Origin of the sequence: Cochleicola gelatinilyticus (assembly GCF_001637325.1) — a bacterium.
Classification (GTDB): domain Bacteria; phylum Bacteroidota; class Bacteroidia; order Flavobacteriales; family Flavobacteriaceae; genus Cochleicola; species Cochleicola gelatinilyticus.
Map to the genome: position 1 here is coordinate 99132 of NZ_LRXL01000026.1, position 19992 is coordinate 119123.

Below are 19992 nucleotides of genomic sequence, written 5' to 3' on the forward strand. Positions count from 1 at the left end.
GCCAATATCGTTGCCGGGGGATGAAACAACGAGATGGCTGAATGCCGGACAAAGACGAAAATAGTATAATTTTTGGAAATATCGCATTTACAGGTCTTTGCACTTATTCTATCACGATTTTTTTGGTGATGTTTCCGCGGTTAGTTTTTATCTTAACAAAATAGATCCCTTCGGAAAAATTTGAAATATCGAGGGTGGCTTCGGAAGTGGTTTTAACTTGTATTCCTACTACAGAGTATATCCTTATATTTTCTACGGAAACACCTTCCGAAGTAACAATAAAAAGTTTTTCTGAAGCAGGATTGGGATAGATCGTGATAGCGTTTTTCAACGTGAAGTCGGTAGCTGAAAGGAACTCTTCGACCGTTAGTTGAAACACATACGTCGCATCATTTGTAGCAGTATCTATGGATGACAATGTGATAAAATGTACTCCCGGCTCTAATGAACTCCCTATTTCCGGACTTTGCACCACTTCCAAATCATCGGTACAATTATCTGAAACTAGCAAATTTTCAGTAAAGTCTTCTAGCATATAGAACCCATTCGATTCCGCTTGTCGAACTTGATCCAAGGGTAAGGTATCCGAGTCGAATATCGGAGGTGTATGGTCGAAGACAAATACATTCGCTGTACAAGTACTTTGATTCCCTGAGGTGTCTGTAACCGTAAGTATTATGTCATTTTCACCAACATGAGAACAATTAAAATCGGTTTGACTAATTTCTAAATCACTTATTCCATTTGCGTCAGTGCTTCCCCCGTCAACCTCATCTGCCGTTACTATAACTTCACCATTCTCGTCTAAAACAGCGAGCACTGTTTGGCAGACCGCTGTGGGAGGAGTTGTATCTATAACAGTTGTAGCAGTGGTATTGGTTATAATTGGAGGGTTTGCGTCGAAAAAGATATTCGCTGTATTTTCAATAACATCCCCTACTAACAGATCATTTTTAGTTCTAACTTGAAAGGCAACATACCCCTGACTTCCCACTGGATCTGAGACTTCGGGAGGTAAATTAATGTCGTTAAATGTGAAAGAAACAGCATTTCCGTTAAAAATTTGCGTTGTGTATTGGTGACTTGCACTCAAAGGGCGCACCGTTCCCCAATCTAGATTTGAATGGAGCGTATCGGTAACAATTACCTGAAGTGCCTCCGCATTCCCTGTATTCTGAAACCGGACGATATAATCGAGATACCCACCCACTTCATCTTCCGAAATTTCTGCACCTTGCACTATTTGTTTGTCGTTAGGATCGTAACTAGCAACTATGAGTTGTTTGAGAGTAGCATCGTTATTTTCAATATCCACATCATTGGTAATTGGATCGACATGCGCTATTAATAATAACTCGTCATCTGGCTGATTCACTGGAGGCGCCTGTGTAAAAAGTGTTACATCGATTGTTCTAATTTCAAAGGGCTGCAAGGTTGCGTAATCCCATTCAATAAGACCCCCAGAAACTGTCGTTGGATTCGGTGTTGCATTCACAAAGTTTTGTCGACTCGTATCAAATTGTAAAGACACCTGACCGTTCGCAATTGTAGTTCCCAGATTTTCATAAATGAGCTGATACCTAGCATTAAATCCTGCTCTAGCGACTGTAATGGGAACGATCGTAATCTTTACATCATCAATATCTTCTGATGCTGTAAGACAAAAATCGACAATTTCCTCGTTTCCAAATCCAGAAAAAACAGTAGTAGTGGTAGCTGGGGTTGCCATATAAAAAGGTGGAAGTGAACCTCCGGCTACCGATGTGGTGACCGATCCATCTGCCTCCACAAAATTCTGATAAAACCCTTCTGCATTGGTAAAAGCACCATAGGTATTGGTCCCATCGGTAGTTTCAATTAGAATATTAGGGGCTACCAGATCTGTTATATCACACCCATCATTGTTAAAATCGAAACGTACTTCTCCACTAATTATATTAATATCCAGATCACATTCCAAAATTACTTCAGGCTCACTATTACACCCCGGAGCATTATTCATAATGGTAATTTCGGCAAGAGAATCACTTGCTAAAAAATCGCATACACTTTCAACAGCACAACTTGAAAGACTCGTATTTCCTTGAAAAGAGAGCTCACTCTCTGCATTCAACGAGGTAAAATTAAAGTTAGCAAGCCCTGAGATATCGCTAAGTTGTGGATTCGCATCGAAAAGGTACTGTGCTGTAAACAAAATTTCATTCTGAATATTAGCCAAACCATTTAGATTTTGAAGTGCCTCATTATCTTGTATAATTAGTGATCGTCTTAGAAACACACAATTTATAAGCCCATCAACATGAAGCAAGGAAGGATTATTCTTAATGATTAAATCCCTTCCAAATGAGCTTACATTTACAAGACCATCTAAATGCTCCAAAGCATCATTTTCTTTAACTTCAAGCTTATACCGCACCGAAGAAACACCTTCTAATCCATCAAGATTTTCGAGGAGTGGATTATTTGCAATTAAAACCTCTTTAAGTTCCGCACTTCCTGTAGTAAGCCCGGATAATGAAATTAAGGAAGGGTTGTTTGTTACTACAAATTTATCGATAAAACTAAGATCTGTAAAAGCTACTTGCTGAAAACCCGATACATCTACCATTTGTTCATTGTCGCGAAGTAAAAATTCACGGCATTCTGTCACTCCTTCTAGACCTACCAAATTTTGTAGTGCATCATTATTATCAATTCTAAGCGATTGAATTTGATCGATGGGTTCCAAACCGGAAAGGGAGTTTAAATTAGGATTATTTATGACAATTATTGAGAAAGTACCTGTCGCCGAATTTAAAAGCCCGGAAATAGTTTGTAAGATTGGGTTATTAATAATCGTTATCCTTGAATTATTAGGGCTTTCAGACAAGTCTACCTGAAGACCATTTAAATTTGTGAGTCCCGAATTCTCCGAAATACTAATGCCACCAGTAATGGAAGTAATATTTTCTAAGCCCGAAAGATCCGAGAAAGAGTCGGTTTGGTATAACGAAAAAGATTTAAGAACCGAAAAATTTGGTAAACTACTAAAGTCTGAAAGCAAAGGTAGATTGCTTATTGATAATGAAAAATTTGTGGAGGCGAGTGACCCGGCATCTTGAAGGGAAGTAAGTTGAATATTATTTACAATTGTTAAGCCAGAATTTGGTTGAAAAACCATATTTTGAAGACCATCAAGACTGGTTAGATTGGGGTTTCCAAAAACCTCTATATGTCCGCTCACCGAAGTAATCTGAGACAATGGACTTAAATCGGTAATATTTGTATTCCCATTGGGGTGTCCAATACTTAAAAGATATGGTGCTTGAATTTGAGTGCAATTAGGATACAAAGCTACAAATTGATTGATTTTCGCTTGTGTATTAAGATACACAGATTCCTCAGGACACTGCGATAATATAGGAGTTGAAATTAATAGAAAAGTAACTAACAAAATTGGTTTCCAGAAGTATAAAAACCTGAGTACAAATTTTACCATAACGATAATTTCAAAAATAATTGAAACTAAATATCGCCATTAATAAAACAATTACCAAAAAAAAACAGTTGAATTCCCTGAATAATAACCTATTAGCAAGTTAATTTATTGCACACTCGTTCCATTCAACATCGCCCACAAAGTATCTTTTAATTCCATGAGTCCTTGTTGTGCCACCGACGAGATAAACAAGTAATGTAATCCGGTAAATTCGTTATCTAATACTTGTTTCATTTCGGCTTTTAATTCTTCGTCGAGCATGTCACTTTTTGAAATTGCGATAAGTCGTTCTTTATCTAAAAGCTCGGGATTGTAACGCTTAAGCTCGTCCAATAGAATGTCGTATTGCTCTCTAATGTCCTTCGCGTCGGCAGGGATTAAAAACAACAATGTAGAATTACGTTCAATATGGCGTAGAAAATAATGTCCTAATCCTTTTCCTTCCGCAGCACCTTCAATAATTCCGGGGATATCTGCCATCACAAAGGTCTGATGGTCACGATAGTCTACAATTCCAAGATTGGGTTTTAAAGTCGTAAACTCGTAATTAGCAATTTTTGGCTTCGCCGCTGTGATTACCGATAATAAAGTAGATTTTCCTGCATTTGGAAATCCAACCAACCCTACATCGGCAAGTACTTTCATCTCTAAGGTGAAATCTCCTTCTTCACCTTCCATACCAGGTTGTGCATAGCGGGGAGTTTGTCTCGTGGCACTTTTAAAGTGGTTGTTTCCTAATCCGCCTTTGCCTCCTTTTGCGATGATGCGCTCTTCTCCATCTTCGGTCATTTCAAACAAAATCTCCTGAGTTTCGGTATCTCGAACTACCGTTCCTAATGGAACTTCCACATACACATCTTCTCCATCGGCACCCGTACTCGTTTGTTTGCTTCCATGCTCCCCATGACCTGCTTTAAAGTGACGCTTAAATTTTAAATGATAAAGGGTCCATAAATTTCGATTCGCCTGAAGGATAATATGTCCACCACGACCGCCATCACCACCATCGGGACCTCCTTTAGGGATGTACTTTTCCCGGCGCAAATGCGCACTTCCTTTACCTCCTTTACCAGAAGTTACATGAATCTTAACGTAATCAACAAAATTTCCTTCAGTCATAGTAATTTAAAAATTTAAAGGCTACAGGTAAAAGTCAAGAAACGTCTAAAACGTGCCTTATAATTTCAAATGTTGCGAAACGTTCTTTAAAGGGTATCGATCACTTTACTTAATCGAGCTGTGATAGCATCAATCTCTCCTACCCCATCAACTCCGTAGTATTTATCTTCAGCCATATAATAGTCTTTCAGAATATCGGTTTTTCTGTAATACTCAGCGATACGCTCTCTAATTACTTCTTCGTTGGCATCGTCGGGTCTTCCGCTAGTCTTACCACGCTCCAACAACCGTTGCACTAAAATTTCATCATCTACCTCCAATGCGACCATGGCATCTACTTTGGTGTTTTTTTCTTCCAAAAAAGACCCTAAAACTTCTGCCTGCGCTTTAGTTCTTGGATATCCGTCGAAAATAAATCCGTTAGGATTCTTCTTCAGATGTCGTTCAACTTCGGCTTTCAGCATATCGTTTGTCACAGAATCGGGAACTAAATGCCCCTTACTAGTGTAGCTTTTAGCTAGCTTGCCTAATTCTGTTTCATTTTTAATATTGTACCGAAACATGTCTCCGGTCGATAAATGAATAAGTTGGTATTTTTCTTTTAAAACTTCTGCCTGAGTTCCTTTTCCTGCACCCGGAGGGCCAAATAAAACGATATTTTTCATTCGTAATTTTTTCTTCTGAAATACTAATTTAATCCAATTCCACATACTATGAAATCCTCTTTTTTATAGAGAGGGTGCAAAGATACCAATTTCATCGGGATCAAGAGGTTGTTTTTCTTCGGAAGATGTTTCTGTAAATTGCGAACGATTTCTGAAGGTTTTGGCGTACCATTAAGAGCTCCATTTCAAAGAAGATTGTACCTTTGCAAAATGGCAACATATTTTTCTTCAAATTTCACACTCGGAATTTTAGGCGGCGGCCAATTAGGCAAAATGCTGCTCTACGAAACACGTAAATTCGATATTCGCACAAAAGTGCTCGACCCCAGTAACGAAGCTCCATCGCGTATTGCATGCGACGAATTTCAACAAGGGGACCTTATGGATTTCGACACGGTCTATCACTTCGGAAAAGACGTTGATGTACTCACCTTTGAAATTGAAGGGGTGAATATTGAAGCACTCGAAAAATTAGAGTCGGAAGGCAAAAAAGTATATCCATCTTCGAAGACACTTCGGAATATTCAGGACAAAGGAGTTCAGAAAAAATTCTATAGCGAACATAAAATTCCTACATCACCATTTCTTGTTTTTGAAGATAAATACAAGTTAAATGAAGCCATTGTTCGTAAAGACCTTACTTTTCCCTTTGTATGGAAAAGTTGTACTGGTGGTTACGACGGTAAAGGAGTAAGTGTAATTCGCGATGCGGAAGCTGTAATACCATTGCCCGAAGGTGCTTGCATTGCAGAAAAACTCATTCCTTTTAAAAATGAGCTTGCAGTAATCGTAGCTAGAAATCCGTCGGGTGAAGTTACAACCTATCCCGTGGTGGAAATGGAGTTTCATCCCGAAGCCAATCAAGTAGAATACGTTCTTTGTCCTGCTAGAATCGATGAAAATGTTGCAGAAAAAGCAAGAGCGGTGACGTCTAAAGTTTCCGAAGCATTTCAACATGTTGGGTTATTAGCCGTTGAGCTATTTCAGACCGAAGACGACGAGATTTTGGTCAATGAAGTGGCGCCACGACCTCATAACAGCGGTCATTATAGTATTGAAGCGAGTTACACCAATCAGTTCGAACAACACCTCCGCGCAATTCTCGACCTGCCCTTGGGAAAAACCGACAGCAAGGTTGGAGGGATTATGGTAAATCTTGTGGGTGCCGAAGGACATACGGGCGCGGTGGACTATAAAAACATAGAACAAATTCTAGGAATGGATGGGGTTACTCCGCATATCTACGGAAAAAAACAAACTCGTCCCTTTCGAAAAATGGGACATGTAACCATTGTAAACGAAGATCTTTCTGAAGCTAGAAAAATAGCGGAAGAAGTAAAGAAAACAATTCAAGTAATTAGCAAATAAAACGGCACTAGAGACTCAGTCTTGGCATCTAAACAATAAACGTGTATGAAAGTAGCAGTAATTATGGGAAGTACGAGCGATCTGCCAGTAATGCAGGACGCAATCGATATTTTAAAAGGATTCGACATTGAAGTAGATGTCGATATAGTTTCGGCGCATCGTACTCCCGACAAATTATTCGATTACGGAAAAAACGCACATACTAGAGATATTAAAGTAATTATCGCTGGTGCGGGTGGAGCTGCGCATTTACCAGGAATGATTGCATCACTATCTCCTCTGCCAGTAATCGGTGTTCCTGTAAAATCGAGCAACTCGATCGATGGATGGGACTCTGTATTGTCTATTCTTCAAATGCCAGGAGGGGTTCCGGTTGCAACCGTAGCATTAAATGGCGCTAAGAATGCTGGGATTTTGGCTGCACAGATTCTGGGAGCTTCAGATAAATGCATTCTTGATAAAATTGTAGCTTACAAAGAGGGATTAAAAATGAAAGTGGAACAAGGTGCGATAGAGATGAAAAACAATTAGTCTAAATTTTCGTTATTTCAACAGCCAAAACTGTACTTAAAAACAAGTATCCCTCAATCAGTCTTTTACCCAAAAAACATATTATGGAAAACCCCTTATTAGAACAATTTGATACGGCTCCCTTTTCAATATTGAAAAACGAGCATTATTTACCAGGGATAAAATCTCTTATTGAAGCCACAAAACAAGAGATTGATGCTATTGTTCAAAATACTGAAGCACCTACCTTCGAAAATACGGTGGAAGCTTTAGAAAATACAGGTTTGCAATTAGATCGTGCTACTAGTATTTTCTTTAATCTAAACAGTGCTGAAACTAACGATGAATTGCAACAAATTGCTCAAGAGGTTTCTCCACTACTTTCAGACTTTCAAAATGATCTGCTTTTAAATGTAGCGTTATTTGAAAAAGTACAACACGTTTATAACGACCGAGAAAATCTGAATCTGAATGCTGAACAACAGATGCTTTTAGAAAAACAGTACAAAGGTTTTTCAAGAAATGGCGCCAATCTTTCCGAAGAAAAAAAAGAAAAACTTCGCAAAATCGACAGCGATCTTTCTCGATTAAAATTAACTTTTGGTGAAAATATTTTAAAAGAAACCAATATTTTTGAAATGCACCTCACCGATGAGTCCTTGCTAGATGGACTTCCAGAAGGTGCGAAAGAAGCTGCCGCACAAACAGCGGAAGAAAAAAATAAAGAAGGTTGGGTTTTTACACTCGATTACCCAAGCTACATTCCGTTTATGAAATATGCTAAAAATCGGGAACTTCGAAAACAATTATCGATTGCGTTTGGCGCTAAAGCATTTCATAACGACAAGCTAGACAATCAACAAAATGTATTACGAATTGCGGAATTACGTCACCAACGAGCAAAATTACTCAGTTATGCATCCCATGCCCATTTTGTATTAGAAGAACGAATGGCAGAAACGCCTAAAAAAGTACAGGATTTTCTACAGGAGTTACTAAAAAAAGCAAAGCCTGCCGCAGAAGAAGAATTTAAAGAATTACAAGCTTTTGCTAAAGAAATGGACGGGATTGAAGTGCTTCAGAAATGGGATGGTGCTTATTACGCTGAAAAATTAAAACAACAACGCTTTAATTTAGATGACGAAAAGCTAAAACCTTATTTTGAGCTTCAGAAAGTAATTGACGGGGTTTTTACGGTTGCACAAAAATTATACGGACTTCAATTCGAGCAAGTCACAGCTATCGATACGTATCACCCCGATGTTAAAACGTACCGCGTAAACGATGCCGATGGGGAATTAGTGGCAATTTTCTATGCCGATTTCCATCCTAGAGCTGGAAAACGAGGGGGTGCATGGATGACTTCTTATAAACCTCAACAAATAAAAGACGGAGTAAATGAGCGTCCTCATGTTTCTATAGTTTGTAATTTTACTAAACCTACAGCCAGTAAGCCGTCGCTACTTACTTTTAATGAAGTTACCACCTTATTTCATGAATTTGGACATGCTTTACACGGGATGCTCGCAAATACCACGTACAAAGGCTTATCGGGAACGAGTGTATACTGGGATTTTGTAGAATTGCCGAGTCAGATTTTAGAGAACTGGTGTTATGAAAAAGAAACGTTAGAATTATTCGCCACACATTATAAAACGGGGGAAGTAATTCCGATGGAATATGTAGAAAAAATAAAAGCTTCTTCTACATTTCATGAAGGCATGCAGACGTTACGCCAATTAAGTTTTGGAATGCTCGATATGGCGTGGCACAGCAAAGACCCTGGAGAAATTACCGATGTAAAAGCGTATGAAAAAGGAGCTTTCGCATTAACAAAATTGTATCCCGATGTGCCAGAGAATTGTATGAGCACCTCATTCGCTCATATTTTTCAAGGAGGATATTCTGCTGGTTATTATAGCTATAAGTGGGCAGAAGTTCTCGACGCAGATGCTTTTGCCTATTTTAAGGAAGAAGGAATTTTTAACAAAAAAGTTGCCAACAAGTTTAAAGAGTACATACTATCACAAGGTGGAACTCAAGACCCTATGGAACTGTATGTAAAATTCCGAGGACAAAAACCCAATCCAGATGCATTACTAAAACGAGCAGGTCTTTTGTAATACTCTACTAAGTAGTGTGAAAAAATAAACTTTCGATTATCTTACAGGTTTAAATTGAAAACAATGAGAATCGATATTCCTAATTGGCTAATTATAATTGCAGGGGCCGGACAGATTTTTACCGCGTTGGTATATCCATACATTCGTCACAAGGTTTTTGATTGGTATAACGATGTCAAAAAATTAAAACCGCTCAATCAAGAAATTGCCAAAACTTATGGGAGATACATTCAAGGTTTAAATTTTTCTTTTGGACTTATAGCTATCTGCTTGGCTTCAGATCTAAAAAACGGAAGCCCCCTTGCCTTAGCAATTACGGGTTTAATCGCTGCATATTGGGTGGGAAAAGTCGCTACTCAAATCGCATACTATCCTATGTATGATATTCCGAAGAAATTTATTTTTAAATGGGGTGGCTTTGGCATGAATGCTTTGTTCGTGTTGTTTGCTGTAGTATTCTCTTTAATATTTACTCAAAATTTAATCTCGTTATTATAAATGTTAATCAACATAGCAGTAATGAGTTATTTTATTTTGTTTAAAAAAAATTTGCATAAAACTATCCTACACTAAAAAAGTTTCTCATTATAGAAAACAAAAAAGAGCTTACAACATTAATGCTGTAAGCTCTTTTTTGTTTTTAATTCTGTTATTTATTTTAGAATAAATTTTTTGGTTACAGCTCCTTTACCTGTTACTTGTACCGAAGCAATATACACCCCATCTGAAAGATTGTTTAAAGCAATAACGCCATTATTTTCTGTGATAACTACTTGCTTAACTTGTTTCCCTAAAGCATCATAAATCGTAATACCTTCTAGATTATTACCATTTAAAGAACGGTACATTAAATTTTGATTTACAACTGAAAACTCAAAATTTTCGGCTACTACTTCTGGAATAGAAAGTACACTTTCACCTTTTGCAGTTTCAATTAAATATTCTACACACAGTTTTGCGAATTTGGTGGCATGTACCGCATCACCAGAAACACTAAACACATCGTTAGCACTATGAATCTCATCATTACTCTGATCGAAAGTAGCTTCGAAAGGAAAGGCCGCAGGATAACCTGCATTCGTCCAGCTTGCATGGTCTGAGCATCCATAATTACACAGCGAAGTCCCATATGTAAATACATGGTCTCCTGTGGAATTGTAATGATCGATAAGTTCCATTAAAAAGTTGGTTAAATCTTGATCTGTTGAAAAATCATCTGTAATAAAAACAATGTCGTTAGCCGATCCATTAAAGTTGGTCATATCAAACTGAACGGCAGAAATTACATTTACCCCATCATTATTATACTGTTGTGCGATCTCGGCAGACCCCACTAAACCTATTTCTTCAGCGGCATACGCCATCATTTCTATGGTTCTGTCTGGAGTAAATCCATATTCGAAAATTGCGCGTACTGCTTCTGTCATTGTTGCAATACCAGAGGCGTCATCATCTGCTCCTGGAGCATTATCGAAAGAAGGAAAAGCGGTAGAATCTAAATGTCCTCCCACAACTACAAATTCCTCGGGAGTTACGGCTCCTTGAATAGTTAATATAACAGAAGGCATCCCAGTGTTTACGTGATCGTAAAGTCGAACCGAAACATCTGTTCGATTATAAGCAGCCGCCATAGCCTCCCATTTAGCTTTAAGATCTATCGCTGATTGTGTCGCAGATGGACGATTATGGTATCGAGTTCCATAAGCAACCAATTCTAAAATATGATCTTCAATATTTTGTGTATTTATTAAGTTAAGAGTAGAATTTACAATGGCATCTTCTGTAATTGTATAATTCATTAAATTAAACTCGGTCGCTGGTTCCATAGGTTCTAAATCCCGAATCGCATCTTCTCGTGAAGCTTTAAAAATATAGCCAGGACCATGTACCAAAACACGTTCATGGATAAGGTGCGTTGCTTCGGAAGATAAATACACAGCTGCTTCATTGCGCTTTTGAGCAATAATCTCAATTTCATCAGGATACTCTTTTTTAAAATTTTCAGCGTCGCTTAAACTCATTGTCGCATAGAAAGAAGTAGTTTCTTGAGCCGATATTCCAAAAGACAAAAAAAGCATTAGAAATACGGGTAGTAATTTAATTTTCATAACAATTGTAATTTTTTACGGATCTAAAATTAGTCTAATTACTATATGTTGAAGAATAAAGCATGTTAATTTATTACCGACACTTAAAATTCTACAGTTATTTTTCTATAAATTAATTATCATTCCGTTAAAATAAGGTACACTAGCACAAACTTTGTTATTTTTGAAGTGCTATGAGCAAACTATGATGCCAAAAGAAAAATTAAATCCTGAAGTATGGGTAGATCGGTATTCCGATTATCTATACAATTATACCATTGTGCGAGTTAACGATCATGAAGTTGCACAAGACCTTATTTCTGAAACTTTTTTCGCAGGATTAAAATCTAAGAAAAATTTTAAGGGAGAAGCAAGTGAGCGCACGTGGCTTATCGCAATTCTTAAAAGAAAAATTATAGACCATTACCGAAAAAAGAATTCGAAAAAAGGAAAAGCAGAAGTACACATCGACTATAACGATCAAGATGCTGAAGGAGAATGGCTCGAAGAACGTGTTCGTGATCCTTTCGACAAAACTGCGGAAGATAACATGGAAAATGAGGAATTAGGACTAGCGATCATGAATTGTCTTGAAAAATTAAACGACAAACAGGCGGCTATTTTTAAAATGAAAACAATCGATGATTTTGATACGGAAGCGATTTGTAATGAATTTAATATCACTCCGTCTAACTTGTGGGTCATCATTCATCGGGCACGAAAATCTATGGCCGAATGCATGGAAAAAACCTGGTTAAATTAATGCAATGAATCTATTTATTAAATGTGAAGAGGCCAATCACTCCTGTGATAAGAATCAGTACAAAGAGGCTTCGTTTTGGGAAATTATCAAGCTTAATTTTCATCTTATTTATTGTGCAGCGTGCAGAAAGTATACGGCTCGCAACATGAAATTAACAAGAGCTTTTAAAAAATCAAATATTCAAACATTACCAGATTCGTACAAAAGAGACATTAAAGAACGTTTACAAAAAGAAATGTCTAAACCCGAGTAAAATAACAAACCAAATAATTGGAATCCCCTCCACCCAGAATGATGAGAAGTATGGCGACTGTTTTTCTTTTGCAAACAGCAACGCTACAGCCATACACAAACACGCAATGCATAGTGGCGTAAAAAAGAACCATGATATTTCATCTTTGAAACCGTAAAGCAGCAAAATAATCCCTAAAAGCACAACACCAACAAACTTCGTGTTTTTCACGCCCAACTGCTGCGGAAATGTTTTTAATACAATAGAATCGAATTGTAGGTCTCTTATTTCGAAAGGAAGTAGTAATACAATTACAATAAGAATTCGTTGAAAGAAAGTAATCCAACAATCGGTCTCTAACCTCATATTATCTGCTATCATAGGAACAAACACAGTGACACCCGCCCATACTAAGGCAACAACCAAAATTTTTATTCCTCCAAAAGTTCTTAAGTTTTTACGCTTCAGAAGTGGGACCGCATATAAAAATGTAACCATTCCGAAGACCACAGCCACAAGTAATGTTTTAATCGATAATTGTGACATACACATCAACATCAATCCGAAGGCAATAAATGAAAACACTTGAATGGTTTTTAAAGACGCAGCTAAAGTTCTGTGATGCAACCCTGCTACGGCTGCGTATTTTACAAAGTTATAACCAGTGATGCTTCCGAAGAAAATAAAACCTAATACGGCATATTCTAAGTTTAAATTATATTCTATAACGGTTATAGCTACTAGCGAACATATGGCTAAAGCGACGTGAATACTACTATTGAGATAAAAATTAAATAGCCCTTTAAACAGCTTCATAGAACAAAAGTAGTTTTTATGTTAGTAACCTCCCGTTTTAGTTGAAAAGTTCTTCGGTGACATACGTTAAAATATGAAGTTGTAACGCTTTAAATATGTAGTTTTGCGCAATATTAAGCCGAATTTAAAAATGAGGTTTCATTAAAGTATATTGACAATTAAAATTTTCCCGTTTTACAGTTATACCTATGAATACAGATTCTTTTGCCCTTAGACATATTGGTCCGCGTAGAAGTGACCTTTCAGAAATGCTTTCCGTTGTTGGAGTTGATTCTATGGATCAATTAATTTACGAAACGATTCCTAACGATATTCGCCTTAAAGAAGATCTCACGTTAGATACTGCGATGAGTGAGCAAGAATATCTAGAGCATATAACAGAATTGTCTTCTAAGAACAAAGTATTTAAAACCTATATTGGTCTAGGGTATCATCAAGCTATTTTACCTCCGGTCATTCAACGTAATATCTTAGAGAATCCAGGCTGGTATACCGCTTACACTCCATATCAGGCGGAAATTGCTCAAGGCCGTTTAGAGGCATTACTTAATTATCAGACCATGGTAACCGACCTCACTGGGATGGAACTTGCTAACGCATCGTTATTAGACGAAGCTACTGCAGTTGCCGAAGCTATGTCGCTTTTATTTAATGTGCGGGAACGCGAGCAAAAGAAAAACAATGCGTCCAAATTTTTTGTTTCTGAAGAAATACTTCCGCAAAACCTTGCGTTGCTTCAAACAAGATCGGAACCGCTAGGGATTGAAATTGTAGTAGGAAATACAGATGAATTTGATTTCTCTGAAGGTTATTTCGGAATTATGCTTCAATATCCAGGAAAAACTGGAAAAGTACATGATTACACTGCCTTTATTGAAAAAGCGAAAAAAGCACAAATAAAAGTTGCAGTTGCAGCAGATATTTTAAGTCTGGTTAAATTAGAATCTCCTGGTAATTTTGGGGTGGATGTAGTTGTTGGAACCACCCAACGTTTTGGAATTCCTTTAGGGTATGGTGGACCCCATGCTGCATATTTTGCAACGAAAGAAGCGTATAAAAGAAGTATTCCAGGTCGTATTATTGGAGTAACTAAAGACATGGATAACAATCGGGCGCTGCGTATGGCATTACAAACCCGAGAACAACATATTAAGAGAGACAAAGCAACTTCTAATATTTGTACTGCACAAGTCTTATTAGCAGTAATGGCTGGAATGTATGCGGTGTATCATGGGCCTAAAGGACTTGAATACATTGCCGATAAAGTACACAATACTGCTGCAACACTAGCAGACACTCTTGAAAAATTAGGATTTTATCAAGCAAATGACACGTATTTTGATACGATCGCAATTAAAACCGATGCGACCAAAATTAAATTTTTAGCTGAAGCGAAAGAGGTTAATTTTTATTATCCAGATGAAGAAACGGTATCTATCTCGATCAATGAAACTACAACACTAAAAGACATTAATAAAATCGTTTCTATTTTTGCAGAAGGTGTAAAAAAAGAAACGATAAAAATTACAAAATTACTTACTGGAAATAAAATTCCGAAAGAGGTAGCTCGCAAAACCGAGTTCCTTACCAACGACGTTTTTAACACCTATCATAGCGAAACCGAATTAATGCGCTATATTAAAAAATTAGAACGCAAAGATCTTTCGCTAAACCATTCTATGATCTCTTTAGGATCGTGTACCATGAAACTTAATGCAGCTGCAGAAATGCTTCCTTTGAGTGATCCACAATGGGGGAATGTACACCCATTTGTACCTACAGAACAAGCTGAAGGATATCAAAAAGTATTAAAAAAATTAGAAGACCAGCTTACGGAGATCACAGGATTTGCGGGTACATCACTACAACCAAACTCTGGAGCACAAGGAGAATATGCTGGACTTATGGTAATCCGTGCTTATCACCAATCGAGAGGCGATAATCATCGTAATATTTGTTTAATTCCAAGTTCTGCTCACGGTACTAATCCTGCGAGTGCGGTAATGGCTGGAATGAAGGTAGTTGTTACGAAGGCCAGTGAGAATGGAAATATAGATGTTGAAGATCTTCGTGAGAAAGCACTTAAACACAAGGATAATTTGGCGGCTTTAATGGTTACCTATCCTTCCACCCATGGAGTTTACGAATCTGCTATTAAAGAAATAACAGGAATTATTCATGAAAATGGCGGACAGGTATATATGGATGGCGCCAATATGAATGCACAAGTTGCACTTACCAATCCAGGAGCTATAGGTGCTGATGTTTGTCACTTAAACTTACATAAAACCTTTGCTATTCCACATGGTGGTGGTGGTCCAGGAGTAGGTCCAATATGTGTTGCTACGCAATTAGTTCCATTTTTACCGTCTAACCCTATTATTAAGACTGGAGGAAAAGATGCAATTACAGCTATATCGGCAGCACCTTGGGGTAGTTCGTTAGCTTGCCTAATTTCATATGCATATATCACAATGTTGGGAGAACCAGGGCTAAAAAAGTCTACACAATATGCAATTTTAAATGCCAATTATATCAAAGAAAGGCTTCGAGGAAGCTTTGAGGTTTTATACACTGGAGAACGGGGACGTGCCGCTCATGAAATGATTATCGATTGCCGTCCGTTTAAGCAAAATGGTATTGAAGTGGTAGATATTGCAAAGCGTTTAATGGATTATGGATTTCATGCACCAACTGTTTCGTTTCCAGTAAATGGGACTATGATGATTGAACCTACCGAAAGTGAAAGCAAAGCAGAAATCGATCGTTTTTGTGATGCTATGATCTCCATTCGGAAAGAAATTGATGCTACCGATAAAGAGGAACCAAACAATGTATTAAAGAATGCACCTCATACGTTAGAAATGCTTACAACAGAAGATTGGAAGCTTCCTTACTCTAGACAAAAAGCGGCTTTCCCATTACCTTATATTTCAGAAAATAAATTTTGGCCTTCAGTTCGTCGTGTCGACGATGCATATGGAGATCGAAATTTAATTTGTACCTGTGCTCCAATTGAAGCATATATGGAAGCATAATTAAACACCATTGTGTTTTCTACGTTAGAAAGCACAATGGTATTTTAATAACATCATAATTTTAAGAGTATATTTTCACTATTCGATAAAATTCAAGGCAAATCTTTAAACATCTTTAAAATAGCTGTTTTTTCAGTACAGATATCCTTGCTACCTTCTTCAAATTACGTATTTTTACCCCTAAATTTTTTCCCTAATGAGCGTTACCATAACAGGAATCGGAAGCTTTATTCCAAGTGGAATAGCACCAAATAATCAATTTGAAAATCATGAATTCTTTAATTTAGACGGTTCTAGATTTGGGCATGAAAACGATGTCATTATTAAAAAATTTAAAGCCATAACAGGAATCTCTGAAAGACGTTATATAAAAGACGAACTTACCACATCGGACATTGCCACGTATGCAGCCGAAGAAGCCATAGCAGATGCTGGAATAGATAAAGAAGAACTTGATTATATTATTGTTGCCCATAATTATGGGGATGTAAAACACGGTTCTGTTCAAAGTGACACGGTACCAAGTATTGGTTCTAGAGTAAAACACAATCTTAAAATTAGTAATCCGTCGTGTGTAGCATACGATATGCTCTTTGGTTGCCCAGGTTGGAATGAAAGTGTGATACAAGCTAATGCATTTATTAAAGCCGGACTCGCAAAAAAATGTCTCGTAATTGGCGCCGAAGCTTTATCACGCGTGGTCGATCAGCACGATCGGGATTCGATGATCTATAGTGATGGCGCAGGTGCGGCAGTATTAGAATACAAAGAAGGAGATAGGGGTATTATAAATCATGTTAGTGCTACACATGCTATCGACGAAGCCCACTTTATCTATTTTGGCGAATCATATAACCAAGAGTTAAGTGACACTAGGAAGTACATAAAAATGTATGGCCGAAAAATTTACGAATTTGCACTAAATCACGTTCCCGATGCCATGAAAAAATGCCTGGACCAAAGTGGAAATGACATTAAAGATCTTAAAAAGATTTTTATACACCAAGCCAACGAAAAAATGGATGAAGCCATCGTAAAGAGGTTCTATAAATTATATAACAGCACCCCGCCCGACGGCATTATGCCTATGACCATAAATAAACTTGGCAATTCTAGTGTTGCCACGGTGCCTACACTTTACGATCTTATATCGAAAGGAAAAATGAATGGTCATGAAGTAAACCCAGGAGATATCGTAATGTTTGCTAGCGTAGGCGCAGGTATGAATATTAACGCCATTGCTTACAGAGTTTAAATTATGTATGAAGGCAAATATCCCCACAAAAGGTATGCTATTACACTCGACTTTGTAAAACAAGTCCTTTCTAAAAATGACTCAATACTAGATCTTGGAGTTTCCAATCCTTTTTCAGAAATTCTTCAAGATAATAATTTCAATATTACCAATACCTCGGGGGAAGACCTCGACCTAGATACTTCAGCAGTAACGAATTCTGAGTTCGATGCAGTAACCGCCTTCGAAATTTTCGAACATTTGGTATCTCCATTTAATGTATTAAACGACATTAAAGCAACTAAACTAGTGGCTTCGGTTCCTTTAAAATTATGGTTTGCTTCGGCATATAAAAGCAAGACAGACCCTTGGGATCGCCACTACCATGAATTTGAAGATTGGCAATTTGACTGGTTACTGGAAAAGGCAGGATGGCAGGTTAAAAAAAGAATAAAATTTACAAATCCAATAAAAAAAATTGGAATTCGCCCCATTCTTAGACGATTTACACCCCGCTATTATTTAGTGTACGCTGAACGAAAAAAATGATCTTTTACATCGTCATACCTGCGCACAATGAAGCCGCTTATATAGGAAAAACGCTTCAGTCGTTTGTTGCGCAAACAATTCGCCCCACGAAATTACTCGTAGTAAATGACAACTCTACAGATAACACACAACAAATTATAGATTCATTTTCAGAAAAGCACCCCTTTATTAAATCGATTCAATATTCTTCGGAAGCGAAACATGCACCAGGAAGTAAAGTAGTTGAAGCATTTTATTTTGGTTTCAACACATTGGACAAAGACTTTGACCTTATCGGGAAATTTGATGCCGACATTGTACTTCCAAAGCAATATTTTGAAGAGCTTCTGAAGCTTTTTAAAGCGAATGATTCTTTAGGCATTGCTGGAGGAAACTTGTACATTAAGAAAACACTAAAATGGGAATATGAAAATATTTCAGAAAAAACGAAAGTAAGAGGGCCTATAAAATTATACCGCAACAAATGTTTTGAAGCTATTGGAGGCTTAAAAAAAACCATTGGTTGGGATACGATCGATGGATTATTAGCCACCTACCACGAGTGGGAAATCGCTACGCTAAAATCGCTTCATGTAAAACATTTAAAACCTACAGGGCATGTTTACACCCAAGCTGCTAAATACAAACAAGGAGAGGCTTTTTACCGAATGCGTTATGGATTCTGGCTAGCATTCATTGCCTCTGCAAAACTTGGGTTTCAAAAAAAAAGTGTTTCGTACTTTATATATTGTGTACAAGGCTTTATTCACTCTAGTAGAAATCAAACAGCCTATTCGGTTACTTCCGAAGAAGGAAAATACATTAGAAAGGTGCGATGGCAAACAATTAAGAACAAACTCTTTTTATAGGATATAATCTCATCTTAACGTTGTTTTTTTTAGTTTATATGTATTTTTGATATTCCCTAATAATGACTAAAATGAAACGAAGCCCTTTAATTATTCTCTTCATATTATGTTTTGCAGTTTCGTCTGGAATTGCTCAAACCAAAAAAGACAATTATACTGGAAAAAAACCTAAAAACATCATCCTTCTTGTGGGTGACGGCATGGGCTTAAGTGAAGTATCTGCCGCTATTTACTACAAAAAAGGGGTGCCAAATTTTGAGCGTTTTTCAACAATTGGATTAAGTAAAACATCAGCTTCCAGCCATTTGGTAACCGACTCTGCTGCGGGGGCTACTGCTTTTTCAACTGGGAAGAAATCGTATAATGGAGCTATTGGAGTAGATAAAGATACTTTGGCTATTGAAACCATTGTTGAAAAACTTTCACGAAAAGGAATTTCAACTGGGCTAGTGGCCACATCTTCTATTGTGCATGCAACACCCGCAAGTTTTTTCGCGCATGTAAAATCCAGACGCTTGTATGATGAAATTGCTTCGTTTATGCCAAATTCTGAAGTTGATTTTTTCGCAGGAGGAGGCTTAAAGTATTTTAATCAGCGTGAAGATGGTAGAGATTTAATTGCAGAACTAAAAGCAAAAGATTTTGAAATCCATACCGATAAACTTCCTACTACATTAAATGGTAAAAAGCAAGCTATTCTATTAGCGGAAGATGGCATGCCGAAAATGGTGGACAACCGTGGTGATTTTCTACCAAAAGCTACCGCATTAGCCTTAAAACACCTTTCGAAAAACAAAAAAGGGTTCTTTTTAATGGCAGAAGGTTCTCAAATAGATTGGGGTGGTCACTCCAATGATGCTGATTATTTAATCTCTGAATTATTAGATTTTGATGAAACACTTGCTGTAGCACTCGATTTTGCTAAAAAAAATGGTGAAACATTGGTAATTGTAACTGCCGATCATGAAACTGGCGGATTCACTTTAGCGACTAAAGGAGGAGATTACAATAAGTTAGACCCTGTTTTTTCAACTGGAGGACATTCAGGCACCATGGTTCCAGTATTCGCAGAAGGTCCCGGTGCATCATTATTTGGTGGAATTTATGAGAACACAGCAATTTATGATAAAATGATGCTGCTTTTAAACAAATAATGAATCGA

General features: G+C 37.4%; 16 protein-coding genes. 11 read left to right on the plus strand and 5 right to left on the minus strand.

Annotated features, from left to right (window positions below; translation table 11 throughout):
- Positions 1-103: 103 nt before the first annotated feature.
- From ULVI_RS02425 to ULVI_RS02435, 3 genes are all read right to left on the minus strand, one after another.
- Positions 104-3478 (minus strand): T9SS type A sorting domain-containing protein, encoded by a 3375-nt coding sequence (locus ULVI_RS02425; RefSeq protein WP_068589350.1) that lies wholly within the window; start codon positions 3476-3478, stop codon positions 104-106.
- 105 nt (positions 3479-3583) lie between these two features.
- Positions 3584-4597 (minus strand): GTPase ObgE, encoded by a 1014-nt coding sequence (obgE, locus tag ULVI_RS02430; protein WP_068589353.1) that lies wholly within the window; start codon positions 4595-4597, stop codon positions 3584-3586.
- An 86-nt stretch (positions 4598-4683) separates the two neighbouring features.
- Entirely contained in the window at positions 4684-5262 is a 579-nt protein-coding gene (locus ULVI_RS02435; RefSeq protein ID WP_068591312.1) for an adenylate kinase, read from the minus strand.
- A gap of 210 nt (positions 5263-5472) precedes the next feature.
- Here ULVI_RS02435 and ULVI_RS02440 point away from each other — a divergent pair, with 210 nt between their 5' ends.
- From ULVI_RS02440 to ULVI_RS02455, 4 genes are all read left to right on the plus strand, one after another.
- Entirely contained in the window at positions 5473-6630 is a 1158-nt protein-coding gene (locus ULVI_RS02440) for a 5-(carboxyamino)imidazole ribonucleotide synthase (protein WP_068589356.1), read from the plus strand.
- 45 nt (positions 6631-6675) lie between these two features.
- Positions 6676-7161 (plus strand): 5-(carboxyamino)imidazole ribonucleotide mutase, encoded by a 486-nt coding sequence (gene purE, locus ULVI_RS02445; RefSeq protein ID WP_068589358.1) that lies wholly within the window; start codon positions 6676-6678, stop codon positions 7159-7161.
- Positions 7162-7244: 83 nt separating this feature from the next.
- Positions 7245-9263 (plus strand): M3 family metallopeptidase, encoded by a 2019-nt coding sequence (locus ULVI_RS02450; protein ID WP_068589361.1) that lies wholly within the window; start codon positions 7245-7247, stop codon positions 9261-9263.
- Between the two features lie 63 nt (positions 9264-9326).
- A complete protein-coding gene (locus tag ULVI_RS02455; protein ID WP_068589364.1) occupies positions 9327-9761 on the plus strand; it encodes a hypothetical protein in 435 nt (144 codons plus the stop codon).
- Between the two features lie 155 nt (positions 9762-9916).
- Here ULVI_RS02455 and ULVI_RS02460 read toward each other — a convergent pair whose 3' ends face one another.
- Positions 9917-11371 carry a M20/M25/M40 family metallo-hydrolase gene (locus tag ULVI_RS02460; protein ID WP_068589367.1) on the minus strand — a complete coding sequence of 485 codons (1455 nt, stop codon included), beginning with the start codon at positions 11369-11371 and terminating at the stop codon, positions 9917-9919.
- A 187-nt stretch (positions 11372-11558) separates the two neighbouring features.
- On the opposite strand from ULVI_RS02460, the gene ULVI_RS02465 reads away from it, so the two are divergent.
- On the plus strand, positions 11559-12113 hold the full coding sequence (locus ULVI_RS02465) for a sigma-70 family RNA polymerase sigma factor (protein ID WP_068591314.1): 555 nt from the start codon (positions 11559-11561) through the stop codon (positions 12111-12113).
- Between the two features lie 4 nt (positions 12114-12117).
- Complete coding sequence (locus ULVI_RS02470; RefSeq protein ID WP_068589370.1) at positions 12118-12366, plus strand: hypothetical protein; 249 nt, start codon at positions 12118-12120, stop codon at positions 12364-12366.
- Here the strand turns inward: ULVI_RS02470 and ULVI_RS02475 are convergent.
- Positions 12337-13161, minus strand: coding sequence for a UbiA prenyltransferase family protein (locus tag ULVI_RS02475; RefSeq protein WP_068589373.1), 825 nt, complete (start codon positions 13159-13161; stop codon positions 12337-12339). The genes ULVI_RS02470 and ULVI_RS02475 overlap by 30 nt on opposite strands.
- A gap of 188 nt (positions 13162-13349) precedes the next feature.
- On the opposite strand from ULVI_RS02475, the gene gcvP reads away from it, so the two are divergent.
- The 5 genes from gcvP to ULVI_RS02500 all read left to right on the plus strand — a co-directional run bounded on the left by gcvP (position 13350) and on the right by ULVI_RS02500 (position 19984).
- A complete protein-coding gene (gene gcvP / locus ULVI_RS02480; protein ID WP_068589376.1) occupies positions 13350-16199 on the plus strand; it encodes an aminomethyl-transferring glycine dehydrogenase in 2850 nt (949 codons plus the stop codon).
- A gap of 196 nt (positions 16200-16395) precedes the next feature.
- Positions 16396-17454 (plus strand): 3-oxoacyl-ACP synthase III family protein, encoded by a 1059-nt coding sequence (locus ULVI_RS02485; RefSeq protein ID WP_068589379.1) that lies wholly within the window; start codon positions 16396-16398, stop codon positions 17452-17454.
- A 3-nt stretch (positions 17455-17457) separates the two neighbouring features.
- Positions 17458-17982: a methyltransferase domain-containing protein gene (locus ULVI_RS02490; RefSeq protein WP_068589381.1), complete on the plus strand. Its 525-nt coding sequence runs from the start codon at positions 17458-17460 to the stop codon at positions 17980-17982.
- A complete protein-coding gene (locus ULVI_RS02495; RefSeq protein WP_068589385.1) occupies positions 17979-18830 on the plus strand; it encodes a glycosyltransferase in 852 nt (283 codons plus the stop codon). Before ULVI_RS02490 ends, ULVI_RS02495 begins: the two co-directional genes overlap by 4 nt.
- Before the next feature lie 71 nt (positions 18831-18901).
- The gene (locus tag ULVI_RS02500) at positions 18902-19984 is read left to right on the plus strand and encodes an alkaline phosphatase (protein WP_157632550.1); all 1083 of its coding nucleotides are present in this window, start codon (positions 18902-18904) and stop codon (positions 19982-19984) included.
- Positions 19985-19992: the final 8 nt, after the last annotated feature.

Coding starts and splice junctions, on each gene's coding strand:
- ULVI_RS02465 (WP_068591314.1), top strand. CDS start 11,559: ATGCCAAAAGAAAAATTAAATCCTGAAGTATGGGTAGATCGGTATTCC.
- obgE (WP_068589353.1), bottom strand. CDS start 4,597: ATGACTGAAGGAAATTTTGTTGATTACGTTAAGATTCATGTAACTTCT.
- ULVI_RS02425 (WP_068589350.1), bottom strand. CDS start 3,478: ATGGTAAAATTTGTACTCAGGTTTTTATACTTCTGGAAACCAATTTTG.
- ULVI_RS02470 (WP_068589370.1), top strand. CDS start 12,118: ATGAATCTATTTATTAAATGTGAAGAGGCCAATCACTCCTGTGATAAG.
- ULVI_RS02485 (WP_068589379.1), top strand. CDS start 16,396: ATGAGCGTTACCATAACAGGAATCGGAAGCTTTATTCCAAGTGGAATA.
- ULVI_RS02500 (WP_157632550.1), top strand. CDS start 18,902: ATGAAACGAAGCCCTTTAATTATTCTCTTCATATTATGTTTTGCAGTT.
- ULVI_RS02435 (WP_068591312.1), bottom strand. CDS start 5,262: ATGAAAAATATCGTTTTATTTGGCCCTCCGGGTGCAGGAAAAGGAACT.
- ULVI_RS02495 (WP_068589385.1), top strand. CDS start 17,979: ATGATCTTTTACATCGTCATACCTGCGCACAATGAAGCCGCTTATATA.
- ULVI_RS02490 (WP_068589381.1), top strand. CDS start 17,458: ATGTATGAAGGCAAATATCCCCACAAAAGGTATGCTATTACACTCGAC.
- ULVI_RS02450 (WP_068589361.1), top strand. CDS start 7,245: ATGGAAAACCCCTTATTAGAACAATTTGATACGGCTCCCTTTTCAATA.
- ULVI_RS02460 (WP_068589367.1), bottom strand. CDS start 11,371: ATGAAAATTAAATTACTACCCGTATTTCTAATGCTTTTTTTGTCTTTT.
- ULVI_RS02440 (WP_068589356.1), top strand. CDS start 5,473: ATGGCAACATATTTTTCTTCAAATTTCACACTCGGAATTTTAGGCGGC.
- ULVI_RS02475 (WP_068589373.1), bottom strand. CDS start 13,161: ATGAAGCTGTTTAAAGGGCTATTTAATTTTTATCTCAATAGTAGTATT.
- gcvP (WP_068589376.1), top strand. CDS start 13,350: ATGAATACAGATTCTTTTGCCCTTAGACATATTGGTCCGCGTAGAAGT.
- purE (WP_068589358.1), top strand. CDS start 6,676: ATGAAAGTAGCAGTAATTATGGGAAGTACGAGCGATCTGCCAGTAATG.
- ULVI_RS02455 (WP_068589364.1), top strand. CDS start 9,327: ATGAGAATCGATATTCCTAATTGGCTAATTATAATTGCAGGGGCCGGA.